The sequence below is a fragment of the Paenibacillus agaridevorans genome (assembly GCF_018604145.1).
Lineage (GTDB): Bacteria > Bacillota > Bacilli > Paenibacillales > Paenibacillaceae > Pristimantibacillus > Pristimantibacillus agaridevorans.
Genome location: NZ_CP075889.1, coordinates 1705208 through 1728223 on the forward strand (window position 1 = coordinate 1705208; position 23016 = coordinate 1728223).

Sequence of the window (23016 nt, forward strand, 5' to 3'; positions counted from 1 at the left end):
AGGATGATATGAAATGGGCATCAGATTAATCGTAAAGGACCCGGACCCGGTATTGCGCGAGGTCGCGAAGGAAGTGACGAAGTTCAACCCAAACCTAAAGAAACTGCTCAAGGACATGGCCGAGACGATGTACGACGCCGAAGGCGTCGGTCTTGCCGCGCCGCAGATCGGCATCTCCAAGCGGGTCATCGTCGTGGATGTGGGAGACGAGAACGGACTTGTCGAGATGGTGAATCCCGTCATCGTCGAGCAGGAGGGGGAGCAGCTTGGTCCCGAGGGCTGCCTCAGCATTCCGAACCTGAACGGGGAAGTCCGCCGCGCCGAATCGATTGTCGTACAAGGGCAGAACAGCGACGGGGAGTCCGTCACGGTTCATGCTTCCGGTTACTTCGCGCGCGCGTTCCAGCATGAGATCGACCACCTGAACGGCGTACTGTTTACGGATCTCGCCGAAAGCGTCTATGATATTTCCGACAGACCGAGAAAAGGCGGCGAATAATTGATGCGTATCGTATTTATGGGGACGCCGGATTTCGCCGTCCCTTCTCTGCGTTTGCTCGTAGACGGCGGTTACGACATCGCGGCTGTCGTTACCCAGCCGGATCGTCCCAAGGGTCGCAAAAAAACGTTGACGCCGCCCCCCGTGAAGGAAGCGGCGCTGGAGCTTGGGCTGCCGGTGCTGCAGCCGGAGCGGATGCGCAGCCCGGAAGCCGTAGAAGTCATCCGGGAGCTGGCTCCGGAGCTCATCGTGACGGCCGCTTACGGTCAAATTTTGCCCAAGGGGGTACTGGACATTCCGCGTCTTGGCTGCATCAATGTGCATGGCTCGCTGCTGCCCAAGTATCGCGGCGGCGCGCCGATTCAGCGTTCTATCATCAATGGAGAGAGTTCGACCGGCGTAACGATTATGTACATGGCCGAAGGTCTGGATACCGGAGACATGATCAGCGTGGTGGAGCTGCCGATAACGGATGAAGATACGTCGGGCACGATGTTCGAGAAGCTGAGCCTGGCCGGCGCGGAGCTGCTTGGCGAGACGCTGCCGTCGATCATCGACGGGACGGCGAAAGCCGTGCCTCAGAACGACGCGGAAGCGACCTACGCCCCCAATCTGACAAGAGAAGACGAACGTATGAATTGGAGCCGTTCCGCCCGAGAGCTGTTCAATCAAGTGAGAGGGCTATCGCCGATGGCCGGCGCGTTCACCTTCCTCGGAGGAGAAGTGTTTAAGGTACGGGCTTGCGAGGTTGCCTCCGGCAAACATGCCGGTTCCGGCGTCTCCGCTCAGCCTGGAACGGTCGTTGAAGCAGGACCGAACGGAATTGTCGTGGCAACCGGCGAAGGCAAGCTGCTTCTCACGGAGATCCAGCCCGCCGGCAAACGCGCGATGAACGCCGCAGAGTGGCTGAAAGGCGCGCGGCTTGAGCCCGGGACGGTATTCGGCGACGAAGGAGGCTCGTTATGAGCGGCAGAGAAGGTGATCGGCGCGCGCAGCCGACCGGACCCGGCAAATCGGCCGCAAGGAGCGCAGGCAGCGCAGGCGGCCGCCCCAAAGGCGGTCAAGGCGTCAAGACGGGCAAGCCGGGCGGACAGCGCGGGGCACAAGCGCAAACGCGAAGCCATGCCGGCCGAACCGGCGCTGCTCCCTCTTCTCGCCGACAGGTCACGCCTCGCGAGCTTGCCCTGGATATACTCACCAAAGTCGCGGGAAGCGGCGCGTACAGCAATCTGCAGCTTAAACGGGCTCTGCAGGACTCCGAGCTATCGAGGCCTGACGCCGCGCTTGCGACGGAGCTGGTCTACGGCACGATAGGGCGGCAGGCGACGCTTGATCATTGGCTTGATAAGTTCGTCGCCAAAGGTGTGGCCAAGCTACAGCCCTGGGTGCATCAGCTTCTGAGACTTAGCGCCTATCAGCTGCTTTATCTGGATCGCATTCCGCCCCACGCGGCGGTTAACGAAGCCGTCTCTATCGCAAAGCGCCGAGGCCATGCAGGCATATCCGGCATGGTAAACGGCGTGCTGCGAAGCATGGATCGCGGCCGCTCCGAGCTGACGCCGTCCCGCATTAAACTGGACGATCCCATCGCGACGATCGCGCTGCGCCACTCCTATCCGGAGTGGCTCGTCCGCCGCTGGGCGGACGCGTATGGATACGAAGTTGCCGAGAACATCTGCGAGGCGGGCAATCGTTCTCCGCATGCCAGCATCCGCGTCAACCCGCTTCAAGGAAGCCGGGAAGAGCTTCTGGCAGAGCTTGGCGAAGCAGGACTGGAAGCGAAACCTTCCGCGCTTGCGCCGGCCGGCATAGTCGTGGAATCCGGGGGCCATCTGGCAGATATGGCCGGCTTCCTATCGGGACGCTGGTCGCTCCAGGACGAGAGCTCCATGTTAGTCGCCGAGGTGGTAAATCCCCGGGCGGGCATGAAGGTGCTGGATTGCTGCGCGGCGCCAGGAGGCAAGAGCGCGCATCTGGCGGAGCTGATGGAAGGCAAGGGCAAGATATGGGCCAATGATCTGCATGCGCACAAGCGCGAGCTGATCGTACAGCAGACGGAGCGGCTCAAGCTTCGCAACGTCGAAGCCATCACCGGCGACGCCTCGACGCTCGGCGAGCGTTTCGCTCCGGAATCCATGGACGCGGTGCTGCTGGACGCGCCATGTTCGGGCTTCGGCGTCATCCGGCGCAAGCCGGAGATCAAGTGGACGAAGACCGAAGGCGACATCGCGGAGATTTGCGCCGTGCAGCGCAGGCTGCTGGAGTCTGTCTGCGGTCTGGTCAAGCCGGGCGGCACGCTCGTCTACAGCACTTGCACGATGGAGCGGGCGGAGAACGAGGAGCAAATCGCCGCGTTTCTGAGAGACCACGCCGAATTCCAATTGGATCCCGAATGGCCGGAGGAGCTGCTGGCGACGTTTCGCGAAGCGGGACTCATTGAGGGCTCCTTCGAGGGGCAACTGCAGTTGCTGCCGCAGCATTACGGAAGCGACGGCTTCTTTATCGCGCGCATGTCGAGAGTCCGTTGATGGCTTGGCTTGGGCGTTTGTGGTAAAATAAATCGACGACGGCGACAGGCCGGGAATCGGAGCTCCCGAATTTTAGTGCCGTCTACTTTGCAGATACAGGTGTGATGAAGATGAAACCCATTATTTATGACTATACGCTGGAAGACTTAAAGGATTGGATGAAGGAGAACGGCGAGCCCGTTTTTCGCGGCGATCAGCTGTTCGATTGGATCTATGTAAAGCGCGTAAAGAGCTTCGAGGAGATGTCCAACCTGCCCAAGGCTCTGCGCGACAAACTGGAGGCCGAGTTCCAGTTTATTACGCTTACCGAAATTACGAAGTTCGAGTCCAAGGACGGCACGGTTAAATTTCTGTTCGGTTTGCACGACGCTCATGCGATCGAGACGGTTATTATGCGTCACAACTATGGCAACAGCATTTGCGTGACCACGCAGGTCGGCTGCCGGATCGGTTGTACGTTCTGCGCCTCTACGCTCGGCGGACTAAAGCGCAACTTAACCGCTGGCGAGATCGTGGCTCAGGTCGTCACGGCCCAGCAGATGCTGGACGCTACGGGCGAGCGCGTCTCCAGCATCGTGATTATGGGCTCCGGCGAGCCTTTCGAGAACTACGAAGCAACGATGACGTTTCTGCGCCTCATGATTCATGAGAAAGGGCTCAACATCGGTCAGCGACATATTACCGTATCGACAAGCGGGATCGTGCCAAGCATGTACAAGTTCGCGGATGAGAATACGCAGATCAATCTGGCGCTGTCCATCCATGCGCCTAACGACAAGCTCCGCTCAAAGCTGATGCCGGTCAACCGCCGTTTTCCGTTCGAAGACGTTATGGAGGCCTGCCGCTATTACATCGCGAAGACCGGTCGCCGGATTACGTTCGAATACGCTTTGATTGGAGGCGTTAACGATCAGGCGGAGCATGCGCAAGAGCTGGCCGACGTGCTTAAGGATCTGCTCTGTCACGTTAATCTTATCCCGGTTAATCACGTGCCCGAACGCAATTACGTCCGGACGCCGCGCGAGGATATTTTCGAATTCCAGCGTATTCTGGACCGCAACGGCATCAACGTGACGATCAGACGGGAGCAGGGTCATGACATTGCGGCGGCATGCGGACAGCTGCGTGCCAAACATATGGAGTCTACGACGAGGTGATGAGCGTTGTTAACGGCAACTCTTAGTAATATCGGACGAGTGCGCCAGGTGAACGAAGACCAGTGCTGGGTAGGCGCGCTCGGCGGCGGCATCGCGATTGCCATGGTGGCAGACGGGATGGGCGGTCATCAAGCCGGCGATGTGGCCAGCCAGACGGCCGTCGACACGTTCCGCGGCGCCTTCGAGCAGCATGCGGACAAGGCGTCCCTATCCGCAGCGGAGGGCAAGATGCTGATTCGCCAGGCGATTGCGGAGGCAAACGAGACGATCTATGCGATGGCATCGCGCAACGAACGATATCATAATATGGGAACTACGGTCGTTGCAGTCTTGATGTTGCCGGGAACGGCCGTCATCGGCCATGTAGGGGACAGCCGCGCTTATCGTATAGGAGGGAACGGCATGGAGCAGCTCACGATGGATCATTCGTTAGTGAATGAGCTCGTGAAGTCTGGTCAACTGAGCGCCGAGGAAGCCGTTCATCATCCGCGCCGTAATGTGCTGACAAGGGCAATCGGCACCGATCCCGAGGTGGAGATCGACGTCCAGTCGATCGAATGGTATCCGGAAGACGTGCTGCTGCTATGCAGCGACGGCTTGACGAACATGGTCAGTGAGGGGCAGATCGCCGAGGTGGTGGCGGATCCATCGCAGGAACTGGAAGCGAAGGCGGATCATCTCATTCAGCTGGCGCTTGAAGGCGGAGGAGACGACAATATTACGGTCGTGCTTCTGCAAGAGCAGCGCACTGGCGAAGCGAGAGGAGCGAGTGCATGATCGGACATGATTTGGCAGGACGTTACGAAATCATAACCCGCGTAGGCGGGGGCGGCATGGCGCTGGTATACAAAGCGCACGACGTGTTGCTCAACCGCTATGTCGCGGTTAAAGTACTGAGGCAGCAATTCGTGGGCGATGAAGAATTCATTCGCCGGTTTCGCCGCGAGGCGCAGTCGGCTGCGGCATTATCGCACCCGAATGTTGTCAGCATCTACGATGTAGGTCAGGAAGACGATATCCACTACATCGTCATGGAGTATATCGAAGGAAGCAATCTGAACGAGATTATTCAGGAGAGAGCGCCGCTCCAGACGGACGAAGCGGTGCGCATCGCCATGCAGATCTGCGACGCGCTGGATCATGCCCATCAAAATCATATTATCCATAGAGACATCAAGCCTCATAATATACTTATCGGGAACAACGGCAGAGTCAAGGTAACGGACTTCGGCATCGCCCGCGCGGTGACGTCGTCGACCATTACGCAAACGGGCTCCGTTATCGGATCGGTTCATTATTTCTCTCCCGAGCATGCCAAGGGCATTAATACCGGCGAGAAGTCCGATCTGTATTCCCTGGGGATCGTCTTGTATCAGATGCTGACGGCCAAGCTGCCGTTTTTTGGAGAAAGTCCCATCAGCGTAGCGCTCAAGCATCTTCAAGAGCCGTTCGAGGAGCCGCGCGTCGTCAACCCGCACATTCCTCAGAGCGTAGAGAATGTTATTTTGAAGTCGATGCGCAAAAACCCTGCAGAACGTTACAACTCCGCTCACGAGATGTTCCTTGATCTTGATACCTGCCTGCGGCCGGATCGTCTAAACGAGCCGCGCGCCGAGTTTACGGTCAATCATGATCTGGAGGAGACGCGGGTTATGCCTGCCATTCGCGGAAGCGTAGCTGCGGCGTCGTCGGATACGGCCGTGCGCAGCGAGTCCAAGGCGACCGTCAGCGATACGACGAGCGTGAATTGGCAGGACGAGGAGAAACGGCCGAAAGGCTGGAAGAAACCTTTGCTGGTGGTAGGCATTACCTTGCTGCTCCTCGCGTTGCTGCTCCTGGGATTCCGATGGGTGCTCGGCCAGTTGGATCCCGGCGAGGCCGAAGTGCCCTATGTTATCGGGAAGACGGAAAAGGATGCCCGTGCGATGATTGCCGAGAAGGGACTTAGGGTCAAGGAACCTCCTTTACGGGAATTCAATAAGGATGTTCCGAAGGACGTGGTAATTGAACAATCCAAGAAAAACATTTCAGTCAAAAAGAATTCATTTATCGAACTGACCATTAGCGACGGACCCGAGTTAAAGGCGCTGAAATCCTATGTCGGCCAAAAGCTGCAGGCCGCCAAGGATGACCTGATCGCCTTGGGCATTACGGAAGACCGTATCAAGGTGACGGAAGAACACAGCGAGGAAGAGGCCGGCACGATTCTGGAGCAAACGCCGGATGAGGGCGCGGAGCTCAATCCCGAAACGGCAGAGGTGTCGTTCGTCGTTAGCATGGGCCGAGAGACGGTGCTAATGGAGGATCTTGCCGATATGCGGCTCAAGGACGCCAGAAGCTGGCTAAAATCCAAGGAGCTTGTATTCGAAGAGTCCGATACCATCTACGAGGCTAGTTATTTGCATGAGAAAGATCATGTCATCAAAGTAGAAAACTACAATCCCGGCGATCAAGTTCCGAAAGGGACCAAGATCATTTTGCGCGTCAGCTCCGGGCCGCCGGCGGATTCCAAAACGTACCAATTCAACGTTCGGATATCCCCTGCGCAATCGGGCAAATCAAGCGAAGTAAAAATCATGTATTCCGACGCTACGGGCGAGAATATCGAAGGCGTCAAACGGACGATCAACAGTACCGTCGATATTCCCGTAACCGTTATTCTGTCGCCCGACACGGTAGCGCGAGTGACGGTCATGCGCGACAATCAATTCATGGATACGGTGGAAATCCACTACGACGAAATCGGAACAGGCAACGATTCGCCGAACCTGAACATACCAGGCTCGGAAGCAACGGAGCCGCCGCAAACGGAAGCTCCGGGAGACGATCAGGAAGTGCAAGCGGAGGTAGATAACAGCAATGGCGAAAATGGAACGGAAGGCGAAGAAAACGCCGGAGGACAATAGGGAGCCCGTTGTAACCGGCGACAGTCGAGAAGGCAGAATAGTCAAAGCGTTAAGCGGCTACTATTACGTGAAGGACGACGAGAACGACTCCGCAGACACCGTGCAATGCAGGGCGAGAGGCGTGTTCAAGAAACGCGGCCTCAGCCCGCTGGTCGGAGACCGCGTTGCCTACGTCTTGACGGAAAACGGCGAAGGAACGGTCACGGAGCTGCGCGAGCGTTCCTCCGAGCTCATACGTCCGCCCGTGGCCAACATCGATGTAGCCATCCTCGTCTTTTCCGTGACGGAGCCAGTGCTTAACCTTCAATTGCTGGATAAGTTTCTCGTTCATATCGAGCATGCCGGCATCCCGGCGGTCTTGTGCCTGAGCAAGCGGGATCTGGAAGCCGAGGGAGAGATGACGGAGGAGGCCGCGGAAGCGGCTTCTTCCGTTCAGCGCATCTATCGGAAGCTGGGCTACGAGGTGTTCGGGACAAGCTCCCGCAAGCATTCCGGCATCGAGGAGCTGCAAGCAAGACTCCGGGGGCATCTTGCCGTATTCGCAGGGCAATCCGGAGTTGGCAAGTCTTCGCTCCTTAACGCGATCGTGCCGGGTCTGACGCTGGAAACCAACGAAATAAGCAATCGGTTGGGGCGCGGCAAACATACAACTCGCCATGTGGAGCTTGTAGACATCGGCGGCGGTTACGTCGCGGATACGCCGGGCTTTAGCCAGCTTGACTTCGGCGAGCTTGGCATCGAGGATCTTGGCTACTGTTTCGTGGAGATGCGAGAGCTGTCCCCTTCCTGCAAGTTCCGGGGCTGCACGCATGTCCACGAACCGGGCTGCGCGGTGCTGTCGGCGCTGGAGGATGGAGACATCGAGCAGAGTCGTTACGATAACTACTTGTTGTTTCTGGAGGAAATGAAAGATATTAAACGGAGGTACTAACCAACATGACGATTATCGCTCCTTCGATTTTATCAGCTGATTTCTCGAGGCTCGGCGAGGAGATAGCGGCTGCAGAGGCGGCCGGCGGGGATTGGATTCACGTGGATGTGATGGACGGGCACTTCGTACCGAATCTGACGTTCGGACCGCCCGTCATCGCCGCAGTGCGCACCGCCACTACGCTGCCGTTCGATGTCCATCTCATGATCGAACGGCCGGAGCTGTCGCTCCACGATTATATCGCTGCCGGGGCCGATCGCATCACGGTTCATGCGGAGACCTGTACGCATCTGCACCGCACCGTTCACTCCATTAAGGAGAAAGGACTGCCCGCGGGCGTCGCCCTTAATCCCGGCACTCCTGTCTCTCTTCTGGAGCCTGTCATTCACGACCTGGATCTGGTGCTTATTATGACGGTAAATCCGGGGTTCGGCGGCCAATCGTTCATTCCGTATTCTCTCGTTAAGCTGCGCCAAGTGAAATCGATGCTCACGGAGCGAGGACTCGAAGGCGTACATGTGCAAGTTGACGGCGGCATTAACGCGGAGACGGCTCCGCTCGTGCGCGAGGCGGGCGCGAACGTGCTGGTGGCCGGCAACGCCGTATTCGCCCAGCAAGACCGCGCTGCCGCAATCGCGGCGCTGCGTTAGGGAGGGACAAGGTTGAAGGATTCTGTACGTACGAGCTTCTGGGTCATCTTGTATTCGTTTTTGGCCGGCGTTTCGCTTGCTTTGTTCGCGAATATTCCCGATCTGATCAAATACGTTTTTTCCTTGCTAGCGCTTTATATCGGCATCCGTTTTTTTCGCCGGTTCGAGACGGTCGGCTTGCGAGTCGCCTTTATTGTGCTTGCCATCGTATTTTACTTTCTTGCAGCGTTATGTTACGCCATGTATGTGTACATCAAGGACAATCCTATCCCGGCTTAATTGGCCGATACGACAAATAACCGCTCCCGTTCTATCGGGAGCGGTTGCTTGCGTTTGCGGCGATTGCCAGGCTTCGATTGGAATAGGACATGGAATATTCGCATAGGATGGTTACATGAGCGCGGGATAGGTCACGGATCAATTTCATGAGCGTGTCTGAGGAGGGATGAGGCATGAAATTCTATACAATAAAACTGCCGAAATTTCTGGGCGGATTTGTCAAAGCGATTTTGAATACGTTCCAAAAAAGTTAATGCCGATGCAGCGCGCAGCCTTGCCCATACAACAGAGATATGAGGGAAAAGCGAAAAATAAAAGCACCTGAGCGCTCAGGTGCTTTTGTCTATGGCGTGAGCCATGATTATACGCGAGTAACTTTACCGGATTTCAACGCGCGAGCGCTGACATAAACGCGCTTAGGCTTGCCGTCTACAAGAATGCGCACCTTCTGCACATTGACGCCCCAAGAACGACGTGTCTTGTTGTTCGCGTGGGAAACGTTATTGCCTTGACGCGGCGATTTGCCAGTGAGATAACATTTGCGGGACATGACTACACCTCCTTAACATTTTGCCAGAGACAAAATCAACTTCGAGAGACCACTCTTATTAAACACACTCGAATATCGTATCATAAACTTCCATTCCGTTCAAGCCAAATCTATAGGTTCATGGGGGAATTGTTGTACGGACTTCAATATCACGTTTGTTTATAGTACAATGGTTCTTAGTCCATAATAGATAACAGTAAGGAGTGAATTTCCATGTCACTGCAGCTAAGCACCGAACTAGGTTCCATTCATGTTACCGATCATTGCATTGCCGTTTTGGCCGGCTCGGCGGCTATGGATTGTTATGGACTTGTAGGAATGGCTTCGCGCAAAGGCCTCAAAGACGGGATCGCGGAGTTGCTTGGACGGGAGAATATGTCCCGCGGCGTGGAAGTGCGGCGCGAGAATGACGGACTGCATATCGACCTCCATATTATCGTAAGCTACGGAACGAAGATTTCCGAAGTGGCGCACAACATTCAATCCAAGGTGAAGTACGTCCTGAATAATGTCATTGGCTTACAGGTAAATGAAGTCCATATATTTGTACAAGACGTAAGGGTATCCAGGTAGCGGGAAGGGGAATTTTCATTGGGTAAGCGCTCTATTAACGGATCGGATCTTGCCGGCATGGCATTGCTCGGAGCGGAGCTATTGCAGCACAACGCGGAACGCGTAAACGCATTAAACGTATTTCCCGTGCCTGACGGCGACACCGGCACGAATATGAATTTGACGATGAGCTCCGGGGTCAGAGAACTGCGATCCAGACCGTCCGAAGACATCGGCAAAGCAGCGGAGGCGTTGTCGAAGGGCTTGCTGATGGGCGCGCGCGGCAATTCCGGCGTAATTCTGTCCCAGTTGTTCCGGGGCTTCGCGAAATCGCTTGCGACTTTGAAAGAAGCAACGGCTGCAGATTTAGCTGCAGCTCTTCAATACGGCGTAGATATGGCGTACAAGGCCGTTGTAAAGCCGGTAGAGGGCACGATTCTGACAGTAGCTAAGGAAGGCGCAAAACATGCGGTTCAATACGCCAGACGCAACAGCGAGGTGCCCGACTTAATCAGAGAGCTGCATCGCAGAGCGGATGAGGCATTGCAGCGGACTCCGGATCAGCTGCCTGTTCTTAAGCAGGTCGGCGTTGTGGACTCCGGCGGTCAAGGGCTCGTATACATCTACGAAGGATTCGTCCGTTATTTGACCGATCTGGAGTCGGGTCATGACACGGATTCGATGTATGTCGCGACGGAAGCCGCAATGCCGGAGGAAGTGCCGATGCCCGTCCCGAAGCCGAGCGAACGAAGAGCAGAACCAAGCTCCGCGCAAGCGCGTCTCGCAACGGAGGACATTGAATTTCTGTACGACATGGAATTTTTTATCAATCGTACCCGAAGTGGTAAATCCATGATGTTTTTTGATGAATCCGCTTACAAAAAGGCGCTCGAGAAGGATGGCGACTCCATTCTTGTCATCGAAGATGACGATGTGATCAAAGTTCATGTCCATTCCCGTCGTCCGGGCGATGTTTTTAATCTATCGCTTCCTTACGGGGAGCTTACCGATATTCATATTCTGAACATGCGGGAGCAGCATCGCGATATCGTCGAGCATGATGCCGTCATCGCGGGTTCGATCGGATCCGCGGATCTGTCCGGGGCTGAGCTGCTGTCGGGACAAGCCGCGAGCGAAGTCACGCCTGTGCAAGCGTTCGAGCGCGCACCTTACGGCATTATTGCCGTTGCAATGGGAGAGGGCATAGCCGAGATGTTTCTGGCGAGCGACGTGGATACGGTATTATCCGGCGGACAGACGATGAATCCCAGCACGGAGGACTTCCTAAAGGCGATCGAAGCGCTTGCCGCGGACCATATTTTTCTGCTTCCGAACAACGGCAATATCATTCTTGCCGCCGAACAGGCGGCGGAGCTGTCCAATAGCAACGTGACCGTCATTCCGACGCGCACAATCCCGCAAGGGCTTGCCGCCGTGCTCGCGTTCAAGGAAGACCAGCGGCCGGAGCGCAATCGCGACTGGATGAAAGGCGCGGCGGAGGCGGTCGTCTCCGGCCAGGTGACGAAGTCCGTTCGCGACACCTCCATCGATGGCGTAGATATTCGGGAAGGCGATTATATAGGCATCAAGGAGAAGGCCATCGTCGTTTCCGATGGCGACCTGCTTGCAGCGTGCCAGCAATTGCTGGGCAGCATGCTGGAAGGCGGCGGAGAGCTGCTGACCGTCATAGCCGGAGCCGAAGCCGAAGCCGAGCTTACCGCTACGCTATGCGAGTGGGCGGAAGGGGAATATCCCGATCTGGAGATCGAAGTACAGCCCGGCGGGCAGCCGCTGTATCCATACTTGTTCGCGGTAGAATAACATTGATTAAGTATACGGTGGAGGGGTTACTATGGGCAATGTAAGAATTGTAACCGACAGCACGGCGGATATACCCGTGGAGCTTAGGAAGAAGCTCGGGATTACGATGGTGCCGCTCAAGGTGCTGTTCGGCGAAGAAACTTATGTGGATGCCGTGACGATTACGGCGGATCAATTCTATACGAAGCTGAAGCTTGCGCAGACTCTTCCAACCACGTCCCAGCCTTCGCCTATGGAATTCTCCGAGGCATACGAACGGCTGCTTCAGGAGGACCCGGATTCGCCGATAATATCCATTCATCTGGCCGCGTGCCTGAGCGGCACTTATCAGTCCGCCACGATCGCGCAATCTATGCTGGAGCAGGAGGCGGACATTACGGTCGTCGATTCCAAATCCGCTTCTTACGGCATCGGAACGCTGGTTGTGCGCGCTGCGGAGATGGCTCTGGCAGGCAGCGACAAGGAGAGCATTCTGGCGGAGGTTCAGCGGCTGCGGGCCGATCTGACGATCTACTTCCTGGTTGACAGCCTGGATCACCTGCACAAGGGCGGGCGGCTCGGTCGCGCCTCGGCGCTGATCGGTTCGATTCTCAATATTAAGCCGATTCTGTCATTGGATTCGGAGGGTGGCATCCATGCGGTAGACAAGGTGCGCGGCACGAAGAAGGCGATGGCCCGGATTGCCGACATGGTCAAAGAGGGCTATGGTTCTGATCCCGTCGCGCTTACGATTTTCAAGACTGATAACGAAGCGGCCGCTCAGGAGCTGGGCGACCGGGTAAAAGCCGAGCTGAACGTGCAGCGAATCGGATACGCGACGGTAGGGCCTGTCATCGGCACGCATGCCGGTCCCGGTACGACGGCCGTACTTATTCATAGGGTGTGAGTACAACCATGTTGACATTAGATGAACGATCCGTAAGACAGCTGAAAGGCGTGAGCGCCCTCAAGGAGGGGGAGCTTCACGCCTTTGGCATACATACGATATCCGATCTGTTGAATTACTTCCCGTTCCGTTACGAGGACTACCGCGTGCGTGAACTTGCTGAAGTCAAAAGCGGCGAGAAAGCGACGATTATGGGGATCGTGCGTGGCGCGCCAATCATGCAGCGCTACGGTCGGGCGAAGTCGAGACTCACCTGCAAGATCGAATCGGGCGGGATGTTGATTACGGCCGTCTGGTTCAACCGAACGTATATGCAAGAACAACTGCGTCCGGGAAGAGAAATTATGCTGACAGGCAAGTGGGAGCAGCATCGCTTGCAGATGACGGTAGCCGATTCCGAATTTCCCGATTCGGCGAAGGCATCCAAAACCGATTCACTGCAGCCTGTCTACCACGTCGGCGGCAATATTACGCAAGCCTGGATTCGCAAGATGATTGCTGCAGCTCTTACGCAATACGGTCCCATGATCGAGGAGGTGTTGCCTTACGAGCTTATGGAGCGCTACGGCTTCATGTCACGTTCGGAGGCGGTGGAGGTCATCCATCATCCCGGCGACGCGAGTAGAGGCCAGGAAGCAAGGCGGCGCATGGTATACGAGGAGCTGTTCCTATTCCAATTGAGGCTGCAGGCCTACCGTGGGCTACATCGGGGGCGAGGGGACGGCGTGGCGCAGCCGATCGGCAGCGAGACGATTCGGGAGTTCGCGGCGACGCTTCCTTTTGCCTTAACAGATGCTCAGAAAAAGGTCATCAATGAAATTCTGACGGACATGCGCCGCAATTACGCGATGAACCGGCTGCTCCAGGGCGATGTTGGTTCGGGCAAGACGGTAGTCGCTGCGATTGCGTTGTATGGCGCTGTCCGCGTAGGCCATCAAGGAGCGCTGATGGTTCCGACCGAAATATTGGCGGAGCAGCATGCCAAGTCGCTTGCCCGTCTTTATGAGGGTACCGGCATCCAGGTAGGACTGTTGACAGGCAGCCTGACGGAGCGGAAACGTAGAGACTTGCTCGCAGGCCTGCAGATGGGACTGATCGATGTCGTCGTAGGCACGCACGCGCTCATTCAGGATGACGTGTTTTTTCGGAGTTTGTCTCTGGTCGTGACGGACGAGCAGCATCGCTTCGGAGTGAACCAGCGAAGCGTGCTTCGGCGCAAGGGGATTAATCCCGACGTGCTGACGATGACGGCAACGCCGATTCCGAGAACGCTGGCCATTACGGCATTCGGCGACATGGACGTCTCCACGATCAAGGAGATGCCGAAGGGACGCAAGCCGATCAAAACCTATTGGGTAAAACATGACGCGTTCGACCGCGTGCTGGGTTTTATACGCAAGGAAGCGGCGGCGGGACGTCAAGCTTATGTCATCTGTCCCTTGATCGAGGAGTCCGAGAAGCTGGATGTGCAGAACGCAATCGATACCTACATGCAGATCCAGCAGTCTTGTCCGGATTTGACCATCGGATTGCTGCATGGCAGGCTCTCCACCGCGGAGAAGGACGAAACGATGTCGCGGTTCGCCGCGAACGACAGCCAGGTGCTTGTCGCTACGACTGTCGTGGAGGTTGGCGTTGACGTGCCTAATGCGACACTCATTATAATTATGGATGCCGAGCGATTCGGCTTGTCCCAGCTCCATCAGCTGCGAGGACGCGTCGGACGAGGCGAGCATCAGTCGCATTGCATTTTGATCGCGGATCCCAAGTCCGAGACGGGACGAGAGCGGATGAAAGTCATGACGGAGACGAACGACGGCTTCGAGGTCGCGCGTCGCGATCTGGAGCTTCGTGGGCCAGGCGACTTCTTCGGGACGAAACAGAGCGGTCTGCCTGAGTTCCGTATCGCTGACATGGTGGCCGATTACGAGACGTTGGAGCAAGCCCGGGAGGATGCAGGAGAGCTGACCGAACGGGAAGATTTCTGGAGCAACGAGTCTTACGCCCGGCTGTGGGAAATTTTGCGGCGGGAAGGATTATTTCAAGGGGAACAGCTGGACTAGGCAACTATTCTCCTCCTTCGGCATATAGTTAAGCGACTAGGTCGTGTCTGAAAACCCGCTCTGGGGCATCTTTCATACGGCAAAATCTGCTCCCCTCGGAGTATTCAGACACGCCCTAGACTGGATTGCCGAATGGAGGTGTCTGCCGCTGTGAGTTATCAGAATTACGGCATTCGGCCGCAATTGGTTGAACGCGTAAAGCTCAAGCTGAAAAACCCCGTTGTTAAGGACAAGATACGGCAGCTGCTTGGTAATGTGACCAAATATGATTTGCAGGATCGGGCGAAGGTGCGCAAGCTAGTCAAGTCTGCCGCCGTCATCCTGCAAGAGAAGCTGACCGATGCGCAAGAGGATGGGATCGTCGCGTTTATACTGGCGCAAAAGATCGATCCCAATAACACCTTCCATCTGCTGAAGCTGTGGGGGATGTTTCGCTGACCGTGAGGTCGGCGTTTTTTTTTCTGATTGAAAATCTAACAGACACCAGCGACGCTCACCACAACTCCATCTGCCCCTCAACTTTATTAGGCGCTATAAGCGACGAATCGTCATTACGAACGTTGCCGACAGCGGCGCCGACAGGATACGCTTCAAGCTCGCGCTCCGGATACGGAACGAATAACGTTTTTAACCGTTTGCTATCCTGCATGCTTCGATCCAGCCATAATGCTTCGTTTTCGGGTCGCAGAATGACGGGCATCCGGTCATGTATGGGAGCGACGACATCGTTAGGCTCCGTCGTCAGAATCGTGCAGCTGCTGATCTTCTCTCCATCGGGAGACAGCCAGGTCTCGTAAAGTCCCGCGATGCTAAAGACGGAGCGGTCGCGTTTCAGGATGCGCATGGGCTGTTTGCGCTTGCCGCCGTCTTCCTTCTGCCACTCGTAAAAGCTGTCCGCAGGGATAATGCAGCGCTTCCGCTTAAGCGGCTCGCGAAAGGCCGGTTTGTCCGCTGCCGTCTCCGCGCGCGCATTAATCATCATGTATCCGATCTTGGGATCATCCGCCCAGGGAGGGATCAAACCCCACTTTAGTTCGCCAAGTCGGTTGCGCTTGCCGTCGTGAATAACGGCGAAGATGAATTGTCCGGGGGCGACGTTATATTTGGGCCTGTGGAAAGGAACTGAAGTCTCGTCGATCATATAACGCAACATCAGCTCTTCGAGCGAGATTGTAATCGTATATCTTCCGCACATATAAAAACCTCCTGCATAGAGGGATATGTATTCATTATACCGTTATTATCGGCATTGGAGAAAGCGCGAGAATACTGGAAAGAGGCGTGACGATCGGGTGCGTGCGGTGTATGGGGAGCCGATTCTTCGCGGATAATGGTGATAATAGGGAATGCAGTTGGCTGCGGTGATAGGAGGGAGTAGGCGTGAAAAATGGGCATGAAAGGAAAGCGGGAGGGAGCGGCGCTGTGCTGATAAGTTGGATTCGCCATATTCTGGCGCTGCCAGGAGCAGCTTGGGCTTATGCAACCGGGAAGTGGCATGCAATGCAGGCATCGCAATCGATGCTGGAATCAGCAAAGCCGCTTGTGCTGCCGTCTTCTTCTACTGCCAAGCTTATGGCGGCATGGGGCAAAGCGTCGACGTATCCCGGTGATCCTCCTAGACCGCCTGTTGTCTTGTCGAACGATGAAGAGGCGCTGATTACACGTATTCGGTTAGAAACTGAGGAGCTTAATCGGAATAATGTGACACGCACGGAGGGGTATCGTAATATATATTTTCGAATGCCGGAGCTTCATTGGGCGCTGCTCGCACATATGGTATCGCGCAACGGCGGTTGGAACATGACCGATTTGCAAGGAGAATGGCTTCCAAGGCTGCTGAACGAACGACAACGCAAGGATGTGTTCCTGTTCCTGGAGCGGGCCAACAGGCTGATCTTTGGCGATGCTTATCCACAGCTTCTGCTGTACGAATGGAGCCGCAGGCTGGGGCGCAGTCTGTTCCATCTGCTGCCGGCGTTCGGCGTATCTTCGTTTATGGAGCCCGTATGGAGGCATTTCTGGAGGGACGGCGACTCTGCCATGTTGTCGACAGCGCTCATTGTGAACGAGCAGCATTACATCGACGAGCGGGTCGCACGCCATCCCTATTTCGAGGAGCGGGTGCTGGGGACGATGTTCTTTGGCCTGCAGTCGCTGTTGCAGATGAATGCGGTGTTTTTCCCTTATCGCTGCGGGATGGATAATAGAGGGGAAGAGCTGCAGCTCGCTGGGCTTATTCTGGAACGTTTTCAGTCGCTGGATGAACGAATCGAATTCGGCAAAAGACTTTATGCCATGTTATTCGGCATTCCCCGCGTATTGGACGGCGTGCGTAACTTCGCTGCCGCCGTTAAGCATACCGGATCTCGCGCGGACTACGCGTCCGGTTTGTTCCAGCCGATTCGGCATCAGCCGCCGGAGCGATTTTATGCAGAGAAGTTGCTTGGCGGCAAGCTGAAGCCGGGCTCCACACCGCTCTACAGCCCGCCGCTGCATGCCGCATGGGGAGATCACGAGCCGGAGCCGCCGGAAACCGGCGATTGGTTCCGGGGACCGGAGCAGGTGGGCAAGTATTTTCAAAAACTGACTTTCCCGCCGAACTTCGAGATTACTAATGAATACGGTCTGTTGCTAAACAAGCTGGAGCTTGCCGTGCTGGCCGCACAACGAGGAGCCGCTTCTCCTTTGGCGTAGTAGAAATACGACATTGATGAAGCGGCTAACAACTGCCAACATAGCGGTGCCGTCGTTAGTTCTTGGTTTTGTTGAAATAATTTTCGTTAAATCGGATGCTGGGATGATCGGGATTAAACGTCATGGCTAGGCGATGATGCTCCAGCGCCTTGGCGCGGTTGCCTATACGGTCGTAGCAGACGGTTAGTTGCAAATGGGGCAGCCAGGTGGACGTTGCGTGGTCGGTGGATCCCATGTTGCCCGCTGGCCGTTCTACCGTTAACGCTTGCCCAAACCAGTAAATAGCCTGTTCGAACCGTTCTTGCCGGATGAAGACGCTCCCGAGCTCGCAGCAGATTTCCGGACGCGGAGTGTCATAGCCGAAGGAGCGGAACAGAGAAGCCAGTTGGCCTTTGCTGTTCTTGAGCCTTCCGTAGCAATCCGCCTGCTTCATGCAAGCTCCGATATTATCCTCCACCCAGCCCTTGCCGCCGTCCAGAAATCGGCCGTACCACTCAATGGCATCCTCGTTCCGGCGGTTATCCCGAAGCTCGTTCGCAAAATAATATTGGTCGCGCGGAGAGAAGGTTTCGCCGGCATCCCGACGCTTAAGATAAATGCGCAGATTGCGGTCGGTATGAAGCCGCTCCTTGCGATGGGTAACGGCGATATCGCTATGGAGGATACGGCCGAAGACGGCCAAATATTCATGTACGGGACCGATCCAGCGGAAGCCGAGACTGCGTCTGACCAGCCGATTGCGGCGCAGACTGAAGACGGGGTTGCCCTTATGATCAAAGGTAAGGTGGTAATTCATGGAGACGCTGTCGTAAGGGAAATCCTCGTCGTTCTCCTCCTTGAGGGTTTTGAGCCGCGCTCTGTCCTCCGGCTCGACTACGTCATCGGCATCCAGCCATAAAATGAACGGCTGCGTCGCTTGATCGAAGGCGTAGTTGCGAGCGGCGGCGAAGTGATCGATCCACTCAAAATCATAGATCGCCGCTCCGAAGGATGCCGCGATCTCTTTGGTGCGGTCCGTGGAGCCGGTGTCCACGATCACGATTTCATCGACGACGTCCCGCACCGAGGCCAGGCAGCGGCCGAGACTTTCTTCCTCGTTCTTGACAATCATGCACAAGCTAATGCCGAGCATTCACCCAACACCCTTTCTTCCTGACGGTTCGTTGTAACATTGTATTAGCGAGCGAGCGGGATGGTGCCATACATAATCTCAGCAAGAAAGTGCCAACATAAGGGCATTATGGAAACAGAGGGTGCGCCATGAAACAATCCGAAACATCCCATGAAAGGCCGTTCCAATCTTCGCTGAAAGCGAACGTGCGAGCGATTTACGAACGATTCGGAGGAAGCAGCGACCTCGTCGTCAGACTGTTCCGCAGCGATGCGGCTCCGGAGCGCGAGCTCGCGCTCATGTACATAAGAGGAATCGTTGACGAGTCGACGATTAATGAATCCGTGCTGAGTCCGCTCATGTCCATGCAGCTTCCGAAGCCCGTCGGCAAAGAAGAGCCCGGGTTGCTGGAGGCTCTCCGGACAAGCATCTTATCCGTCGGTCAGGTAAGAGACGTGTTGATGCTGGAAGAGGCGATCCAGCTCATGACCGGAGGCATGTGCTTGATCGCGGCGGAAGGCCATGCGGCCGTGCTTATGGCAGGCGCAGGCGGAGGCGAGCAGCGGTCGGTCGACAGCGCGCTGACGCAGACGGTCATTCGCGGTCCGCAGCGGGGATTCGTGGAGGATTTGAATACAAACGTCAGCTTAATTAGACGCATTATTCGTTCTCCTAACTTGCATGTGCAAACGCACAAAATAGGGAGCGAGACTCACACGGATGTTGCCGTGCTCTATATGAACGGCATCGCGGAAGAGGCAGTCGTCAAGGAGGTGTACCGGCGGCTAGCCAATATCGAGATCGACGGCGTGCTTGAGAGCGGTTATATCGAAGAGTTTATCCAGGACGAAACGTTTACGCTGTTCCCTACGCTTATGAACACGGAGCGCCCCGATACGGTAGCCGCATCCTTGCTGGAGGGCAAGGTTGCAATTGTCGTAGAAGGCACTCCGATCGCGCTGATTGCGCCCATTACGTTCTTCAACTTCTTCCAGTCGACGGAAGATTACTACCATAGGTTTGACATCGCTTCGTTCGTCAGGATGATTCGTTATGGGGCCTATGCGGTGTCCATGTTGCTCCCCGCGCTCTATATTGCGGTGACGACCTTTCATCAGGAGTTGCTGCCCACAACGTTGCTCATCAGCTTGGCTGCCCAGAGCGAGGGGGTTCCGTTTCCGGGGCTCGTGGAGGCGCTGCTTATGGTGCTTGCCTTCGAGGTGCTGAGCGAAGCCGGATTTCGCATGCCGAGAGCGATCGGCTCTGCCATCTCCATAATCGGAGCGCTAGTGCTTGGACAAGCGGCAGTGCAGGCGGGAATCGTCTCGGCAGGCATCGTCATTGTCGTATCCTTTACGGCGATCGCAAGCTTCGTCATGCCGGAATTCAACATTGCCGCGACGTCCCGCATCATCCGGTTCGGATTGATGCTTGTGGCTGGGTTTCTCGGTTTTTTCGGCCTTTTTATCGCCATATTGTTCATACTGGTTCACCTTGCTTCGCTGCGCTCCTTCGGAGTGCCCTACATGTCGCCCGTGGCTCCCGGAGCCAGCGTCAGAGGCTTATGGCGAGACGTATTCGTACGAATCCCATGGTGGGCCATCGTGCTTCGTCCCCAGGATCTGAAGCTGCGTAATCCCAAGCGAATGAAACGCTCGATGAGGCCGATTGCACAAAGGCAAATCAAAAAGCCGTAAGGAGGGAGTGCGTTGAAGACGATTAGGGCGGTGCTTCTGCTAGTCGTACTGGCCACTCTGCCGGGCTGTGGAAACCGGGCGGAGCTTAACGAAATTGCGATCGTATCCGCGACGGGCGTCGATTGGGAGGATGGCGAGTGGGTACTGACCTACCAGACCATCATTCCGAAGGCGATTTCCGGCCCATCAGGCGGAAGCCGGGGAGCGGCAATCAACGTTTTCTCCTCGCAAGCGGAGAACTTTCGGTCTGCGATTAGCAAGGCGAGTCAGGAGACGTCCAGGCGGCTGTATTTCTCGCATAACCAGCTTGTAATTGTGGGACAGGATGCCGCTCGCAAGGGGCTGGGGCAGCTGCTGGAAACGTACCTTCGCAATCTTGATTCCAGAGAGAACGTCAACGTATTTTTGTCCAAAAGCAACGCGCGCCAATTGCTCGAGCAGTTGATGCCGCTCGAACAGAATCCCGGTGAAGCTATCCACCGGATGATCGGCAACGAGGAGGCGAACAACTCTTCCTTCCGCCAAATGACGATCAACGATGTCCTGATGGATTTGCTCAGCAGCGTGCAGGCCACCGGTCTTCCCGTGCTCTCCCTGGCAGAAATGGAGGGCGGCACGGAACGCGGTCAGCAGCTGGGACAGTCGTCTTCGCCATCGAAGATCCGGCTGAGCGAGCTGGGGCTCATCGTGGGAGATAAGCTGGTGGGATGGGTGGATAATCGGGAAAGCAGAGGCATTAATTGGCTAAACAATACGGTCGACAGGACGACTGTCGGCTTCGCGTGCTCGGATCGAAAGTCCGCCAAAAAGGATTCCTCCATCCGCGTCGTGCGGGCGGAGTCGAAACGGACCCCAAGCTACAAGGACGGCAAATGGCGAATCGACGTGGACATCAAGGCCGAGGGCTCGCTGCTGGAGTACAATTGCAAGGGCGATATTAGCAAGCCGGATAAGATCGAAGCAATCGAGCGGAAAATCGAGGAGGAAATCCGTTCCACTGCCTTGAGCGGCTGGAGAGCGATCAGCGCGAACAAAGCGGATGTCGTCGGCTTCGGCAATCTCATCCACAAAAAATATCCGAAGTTATGGAAGCAGGAAGTCTCGAACTGGAGAGAGACTTTCCCAGCGACGACAGTATCGGTTAATGTGTCTTTCAAACTGTCCACGACCGGATCAAGCGGCAACAACTTTAAGCAAATACAGGAGGATACTGGTAAGTAGCGAGGCGCCGGAATCGAATGAAGGGAGGAAAGGCTTTGCGACAGCAAATCGGCAAGAGTCAGCTTGCGCTGCTGATTATATTGTTCTTGATCGGCAGTACGCCGCTGTTCGAGCTTGGCATCAAAGCGAAACAAGACTCATGGATCGCCATGGCAATTGCCGTTGCGACGGGACTTCTGTTGACGACCATTTATCTGTTTATTCAGCGAAGAGCGCCGGAAGCTGGCCTTGGGGAACTGTTGAAAATCCATTTCGGCAAACCGATCGGCGCCGCGCTGGGCTGCGTTTTTGCGTTGTGGTTCGCTTACGAATGCATGAGGAACGTACGGGATGTCGGCGAGCTGACTTCCGCCGCTCTGCTGCCATTTACGCCGCAATGGGCGATTATGCTGTGCATCCTGCTTGTTGCGGCTTATACGGCTAGCAAAGGCGTGGAAGTATTTGTTCGGGTCGTGCAGATGTTGTTCCCGATTGCAGCCGGTAGCTACCTCATCATTGTATTCCTGCTGTTCTTTAGCGGCCTCGTGAAACTGGACCAGATCCTTCCGATCATGGAAAATGGACCTATGCCCGTACTCCAAGCGGCTTTTCCTGATCTTATTTCCTTTCCGTTCGGGCAGCTTTTCGTCATGTTCGTTTTCTGGAGTCTGGTCAATGAAAAAAAATCGATAACCAAAATGACGATATGGTCGCAAGGCGGCGTATCCCTGTTCCTTATCTTCATGAATATGCTGATTCTTTGCGTGTTGGGGCCCGCGTTGGCCGGCGCTACCTCGCTGCCGTTGCTGCAAGCTGTGCAACTGATCCGGTTGGCCAATTTCCTGGAACGCCTCGACGTTATCGTGACCTTGCTTCTGTTTATCGGACTGTACGTGAAGATAACGGCACTGTACCTCGCTTCCGTGTTCGTCTTTCACAGCTCGACAGGCATCGAGACCCGGAATCTGCTGCTTCCCATCGGAGTCGTCGTCTATGCGATGACGTTTCTGGAGCCCAATCATACGTTTCATATTTGGCCGGGACTCGCCGTTACGCTGAAGATGATGCCCATCTACCAGGTCGCCATTCCGCTGATCATGGTTGTGATCGGAGTGCGGAAACGGTATAAAAAGTTGCCGGCGAGCGTATAGAACGTTAAGCATGGGAAAATAATGCTGGCATTACCCGCGGAGTCTGCTATAATTGGTTACGTAATTGACGAAACCGAATATGCTCCGGGGAGCTGGTTAGGCCGGCTGAGAGGGAATGACAACATTCCGACCCGTATACCTGATCCGGATAATGCCGGCGTAGGAACGTGAAGCGAGCGCTTCTTCGTGATTTGGCGTACAGTCGTTGGGACTGCGCGCGAATCGCGATGACAAGCGCGTACCAAGCCGATTGCAACTCGCCCTCCTGAACAGGAGGGCGAGTTTTTTTGGAATAAGGGGAAGAGCAGGAACGTCAATCCAGAAGACATAGAAGGCGGAGA

The 23016-nt window shown here is 55.8% G+C and carries 22 protein-coding genes and 1 riboswitch; of the genes, 19 read left to right on the forward strand and 3 right to left on the reverse strand.

The window, feature by feature from the left end; all coding sequences use genetic code 11:
- Positions 1–13 precede the first annotated feature (13 nt).
- The 10 genes from def to spoVM all read left to right on the forward strand — a co-directional run bounded on the left by def (position 14) and on the right by spoVM (position 9204).
- The gene (gene def / locus KJW29_RS06760) at positions 14–499 is read left to right on the forward strand and encodes a peptide deformylase (RefSeq protein WP_214629200.1); all 486 of its coding nucleotides are present in this window, start codon (positions 14–16) and stop codon (positions 497–499) included.
- A gap of 3 nt (positions 500–502) precedes the next feature.
- Positions 503–1465: a methionyl-tRNA formyltransferase gene (fmt, locus tag KJW29_RS06765; RefSeq protein ID WP_214629201.1), complete on the forward strand. Its 963-nt coding sequence runs from the start codon at positions 503–505 to the stop codon at positions 1463–1465.
- Complete coding sequence (gene rsmB / locus KJW29_RS06770; RefSeq protein ID WP_214629202.1) at positions 1462–3027, forward strand: 16S rRNA (cytosine(967)-C(5))-methyltransferase RsmB; 1566 nt, start codon at positions 1462–1464, stop codon at positions 3025–3027. The genes fmt and rsmB overlap by 4 nt, the downstream gene beginning before the upstream one ends.
- A gap of 110 nt (positions 3028–3137) precedes the next feature.
- The gene (gene rlmN / locus KJW29_RS06775; protein ID WP_214629203.1) at positions 3138–4184 is read left to right on the forward strand and encodes a dual-specificity RNA methyltransferase RlmN; all 1047 of its coding nucleotides are present in this window, start codon (positions 3138–3140) and stop codon (positions 4182–4184) included.
- A gap of 6 nt (positions 4185–4190) precedes the next feature.
- Positions 4191–4961, forward strand: coding sequence for a Stp1/IreP family PP2C-type Ser/Thr phosphatase (locus KJW29_RS06780; RefSeq protein ID WP_087567784.1), 771 nt, complete (start codon positions 4191–4193; stop codon positions 4959–4961).
- The gene (pknB, locus tag KJW29_RS06785; RefSeq protein ID WP_214629204.1) at positions 4958–7090 is read left to right on the forward strand and encodes a Stk1 family PASTA domain-containing Ser/Thr kinase; all 2133 of its coding nucleotides are present in this window, start codon (positions 4958–4960) and stop codon (positions 7088–7090) included. Before KJW29_RS06780 ends, pknB begins: the two co-directional genes overlap by 4 nt.
- Complete coding sequence (rsgA, locus tag KJW29_RS06790; protein WP_214631026.1) at positions 7053–8021, forward strand: ribosome small subunit-dependent GTPase A; 969 nt, start codon at positions 7053–7055, stop codon at positions 8019–8021. The genes pknB and rsgA overlap by 38 nt, the downstream gene beginning before the upstream one ends.
- 5 nt (positions 8022–8026) lie before the next feature.
- The gene (gene rpe / locus KJW29_RS06795; RefSeq protein WP_214629205.1) at positions 8027–8671 is read left to right on the forward strand and encodes a ribulose-phosphate 3-epimerase; all 645 of its coding nucleotides are present in this window, start codon (positions 8027–8029) and stop codon (positions 8669–8671) included.
- 12 nt (positions 8672–8683) lie between these two features.
- Complete coding sequence (locus KJW29_RS06800; RefSeq protein WP_246608618.1) at positions 8684–8950, forward strand: hypothetical protein; 267 nt, start codon at positions 8684–8686, stop codon at positions 8948–8950.
- 173 nt (positions 8951–9123) lie between these two features.
- Positions 9124–9204, forward strand: a complete 81-nt coding sequence (gene spoVM, locus KJW29_RS06805) for a stage V sporulation protein SpoVM (RefSeq protein ID WP_040711006.1) — start codon at positions 9124–9126, stop codon at positions 9202–9204.
- A 107-nt stretch (positions 9205–9311) separates the two neighbouring features.
- Here the strand turns inward: spoVM and rpmB are convergent, their stop codons facing one another.
- The gene (gene rpmB, locus KJW29_RS06810; RefSeq protein ID WP_068683988.1) at positions 9312–9500 is read right to left on the reverse strand and encodes a 50S ribosomal protein L28; all 189 of its coding nucleotides are present in this window, start codon (positions 9498–9500) and stop codon (positions 9312–9314) included.
- A 213-nt stretch (positions 9501–9713) separates the two neighbouring features.
- On the opposite strand from rpmB, the gene KJW29_RS06815 reads away from it, so the two are divergent.
- From KJW29_RS06815 to KJW29_RS06835, 5 genes are all read left to right on the forward strand, one after another.
- The gene (locus tag KJW29_RS06815) at positions 9714–10073 is read left to right on the forward strand and encodes an Asp23/Gls24 family envelope stress response protein (protein WP_214629206.1); all 360 of its coding nucleotides are present in this window, start codon (positions 9714–9716) and stop codon (positions 10071–10073) included.
- A 57-nt stretch (positions 10074–10130) separates the two neighbouring features.
- Complete coding sequence (locus KJW29_RS06820) at positions 10131–11873, forward strand: DAK2 domain-containing protein (RefSeq protein WP_214631027.1); 1743 nt, start codon at positions 10131–10133, stop codon at positions 11871–11873.
- A gap of 31 nt (positions 11874–11904) precedes the next feature.
- Entirely contained in the window at positions 11905–12759 is an 855-nt protein-coding gene (locus KJW29_RS06825; RefSeq protein WP_214629207.1) for a DegV family protein, read from the forward strand.
- An 8-nt stretch (positions 12760–12767) separates the two neighbouring features.
- Positions 12768–14822: an ATP-dependent DNA helicase RecG gene (gene recG / locus KJW29_RS06830; RefSeq protein ID WP_214629208.1), complete on the forward strand. Its 2055-nt coding sequence runs from the start codon at positions 12768–12770 to the stop codon at positions 14820–14822.
- 150 nt (positions 14823–14972) lie between these two features.
- Positions 14973–15260, forward strand: a complete 288-nt coding sequence (locus KJW29_RS06835) for a stage VI sporulation protein F (RefSeq protein WP_087567790.1) — start codon at positions 14973–14975, stop codon at positions 15258–15260.
- Between the two features lie 55 nt (positions 15261–15315).
- Here the strand turns inward: KJW29_RS06835 and KJW29_RS06840 are convergent, their stop codons facing one another.
- Positions 15316–16017, reverse strand: a complete 702-nt coding sequence (locus KJW29_RS06840; RefSeq protein ID WP_214629209.1) for an SOS response-associated peptidase — start codon at positions 16015–16017, stop codon at positions 15316–15318.
- A 185-nt stretch (positions 16018–16202) separates the two neighbouring features.
- Here KJW29_RS06840 and KJW29_RS06845 point away from each other — a divergent pair, with 185 nt between their 5' ends.
- Positions 16203–17516 carry a DUF2515 domain-containing protein gene (locus KJW29_RS06845; protein WP_246608619.1) on the forward strand — a complete coding sequence of 438 codons (1314 nt, stop codon included), beginning with the start codon at positions 16203–16205 and terminating at the stop codon, positions 17514–17516.
- 55 nt (positions 17517–17571) lie between these two features.
- Here KJW29_RS06845 and KJW29_RS06850 read toward each other — a convergent pair whose 3' ends face one another.
- Positions 17572–18648, reverse strand: a complete 1077-nt coding sequence (locus KJW29_RS06850) for a glycosyltransferase (protein WP_214629210.1) — start codon at positions 18646–18648, stop codon at positions 17572–17574.
- A gap of 128 nt (positions 18649–18776) precedes the next feature.
- Between KJW29_RS06850 and KJW29_RS06855 the strand changes: the two genes are divergently transcribed.
- The 3 genes from KJW29_RS06855 to KJW29_RS06865 are packed head-to-tail and all read left to right on the forward strand — an operon-like array spanning position 18777 to position 22675.
- Positions 18777–20324 carry a spore germination protein gene (locus tag KJW29_RS06855; protein ID WP_214629211.1) on the forward strand — a complete coding sequence of 516 codons (1548 nt, stop codon included), beginning with the start codon at positions 18777–18779 and terminating at the stop codon, positions 20322–20324.
- Between the two features lie 12 nt (positions 20325–20336).
- Positions 20337–21545, forward strand: coding sequence for a Ger(x)C family spore germination protein (locus KJW29_RS06860; protein ID WP_214629212.1), 1209 nt, complete (start codon positions 20337–20339; stop codon positions 21543–21545).
- A gap of 35 nt (positions 21546–21580) precedes the next feature.
- On the forward strand, positions 21581–22675 hold the full coding sequence (locus tag KJW29_RS06865; protein WP_214629213.1) for a GerAB/ArcD/ProY family transporter: 1095 nt from the start codon (positions 21581–21583) through the stop codon (positions 22673–22675).
- A gap of 75 nt (positions 22676–22750) precedes the next feature.
- Positions 22751–22859: riboswitch (TPP riboswitch) on the forward strand.
- Positions 22860–23016: the final 157 nt, after the last annotated feature.

Excerpts from the sequence above, each read along its gene's own strand:
- rpe (WP_214629205.1), top strand. The coding sequence starts at position 8,027 with ATGACGATTATCGCTCCTTCGATTTTATCAGCTGATTTCTCGAGGCTC.
- def (WP_214629200.1), top strand. The coding sequence starts at position 14 with ATGGGCATCAGATTAATCGTAAAGGACCCGGACCCGGTATTGCGCGAG.
- recG (WP_214629208.1), top strand. The coding sequence starts at position 12,768 with ATGTTGACATTAGATGAACGATCCGTAAGACAGCTGAAAGGCGTGAGC.
- spoVM (WP_040711006.1), top strand. The coding sequence starts at position 9,124 with ATGAAATTCTATACAATAAAACTGCCGAAATTTCTGGGCGGATTTGTC.
- rpmB (WP_068683988.1), bottom strand. The coding sequence starts at position 9,500 with ATGTCCCGCAAATGTTATCTCACTGGCAAATCGCCGCGTCAAGGCAAT.
- KJW29_RS06850 (WP_214629210.1), bottom strand. The coding sequence starts at position 18,648 with ATGCTCGGCATTAGCTTGTGCATGATTGTCAAGAACGAGGAAGAAAGT.
- KJW29_RS06815 (WP_214629206.1), top strand. The coding sequence starts at position 9,714 with ATGTCACTGCAGCTAAGCACCGAACTAGGTTCCATTCATGTTACCGAT.
- fmt (WP_214629201.1), top strand. The coding sequence starts at position 503 with ATGCGTATCGTATTTATGGGGACGCCGGATTTCGCCGTCCCTTCTCTG.
- rsmB (WP_214629202.1), top strand. The coding sequence starts at position 1,462 with ATGAGCGGCAGAGAAGGTGATCGGCGCGCGCAGCCGACCGGACCCGGC.
- KJW29_RS06820 (WP_214631027.1), top strand. The coding sequence starts at position 10,131 with ATGGCATTGCTCGGAGCGGAGCTATTGCAGCACAACGCGGAACGCGTA.
- rsgA (WP_214631026.1), top strand. The coding sequence starts at position 7,053 with ATGGAACGGAAGGCGAAGAAAACGCCGGAGGACAATAGGGAGCCCGTT.
- KJW29_RS06825 (WP_214629207.1), top strand. The coding sequence starts at position 11,905 with ATGGGCAATGTAAGAATTGTAACCGACAGCACGGCGGATATACCCGTG.
- KJW29_RS06840 (WP_214629209.1), bottom strand. The coding sequence starts at position 16,017 with ATGTGCGGAAGATATACGATTACAATCTCGCTCGAAGAGCTGATGTTG.
- pknB (WP_214629204.1), top strand. The coding sequence starts at position 4,958 with ATGATCGGACATGATTTGGCAGGACGTTACGAAATCATAACCCGCGTA.
- KJW29_RS06855 (WP_214629211.1), top strand. The coding sequence starts at position 18,777 with ATGAAACAATCCGAAACATCCCATGAAAGGCCGTTCCAATCTTCGCTG.
- rlmN (WP_214629203.1), top strand. The coding sequence starts at position 3,138 with ATGAAACCCATTATTTATGACTATACGCTGGAAGACTTAAAGGATTGG.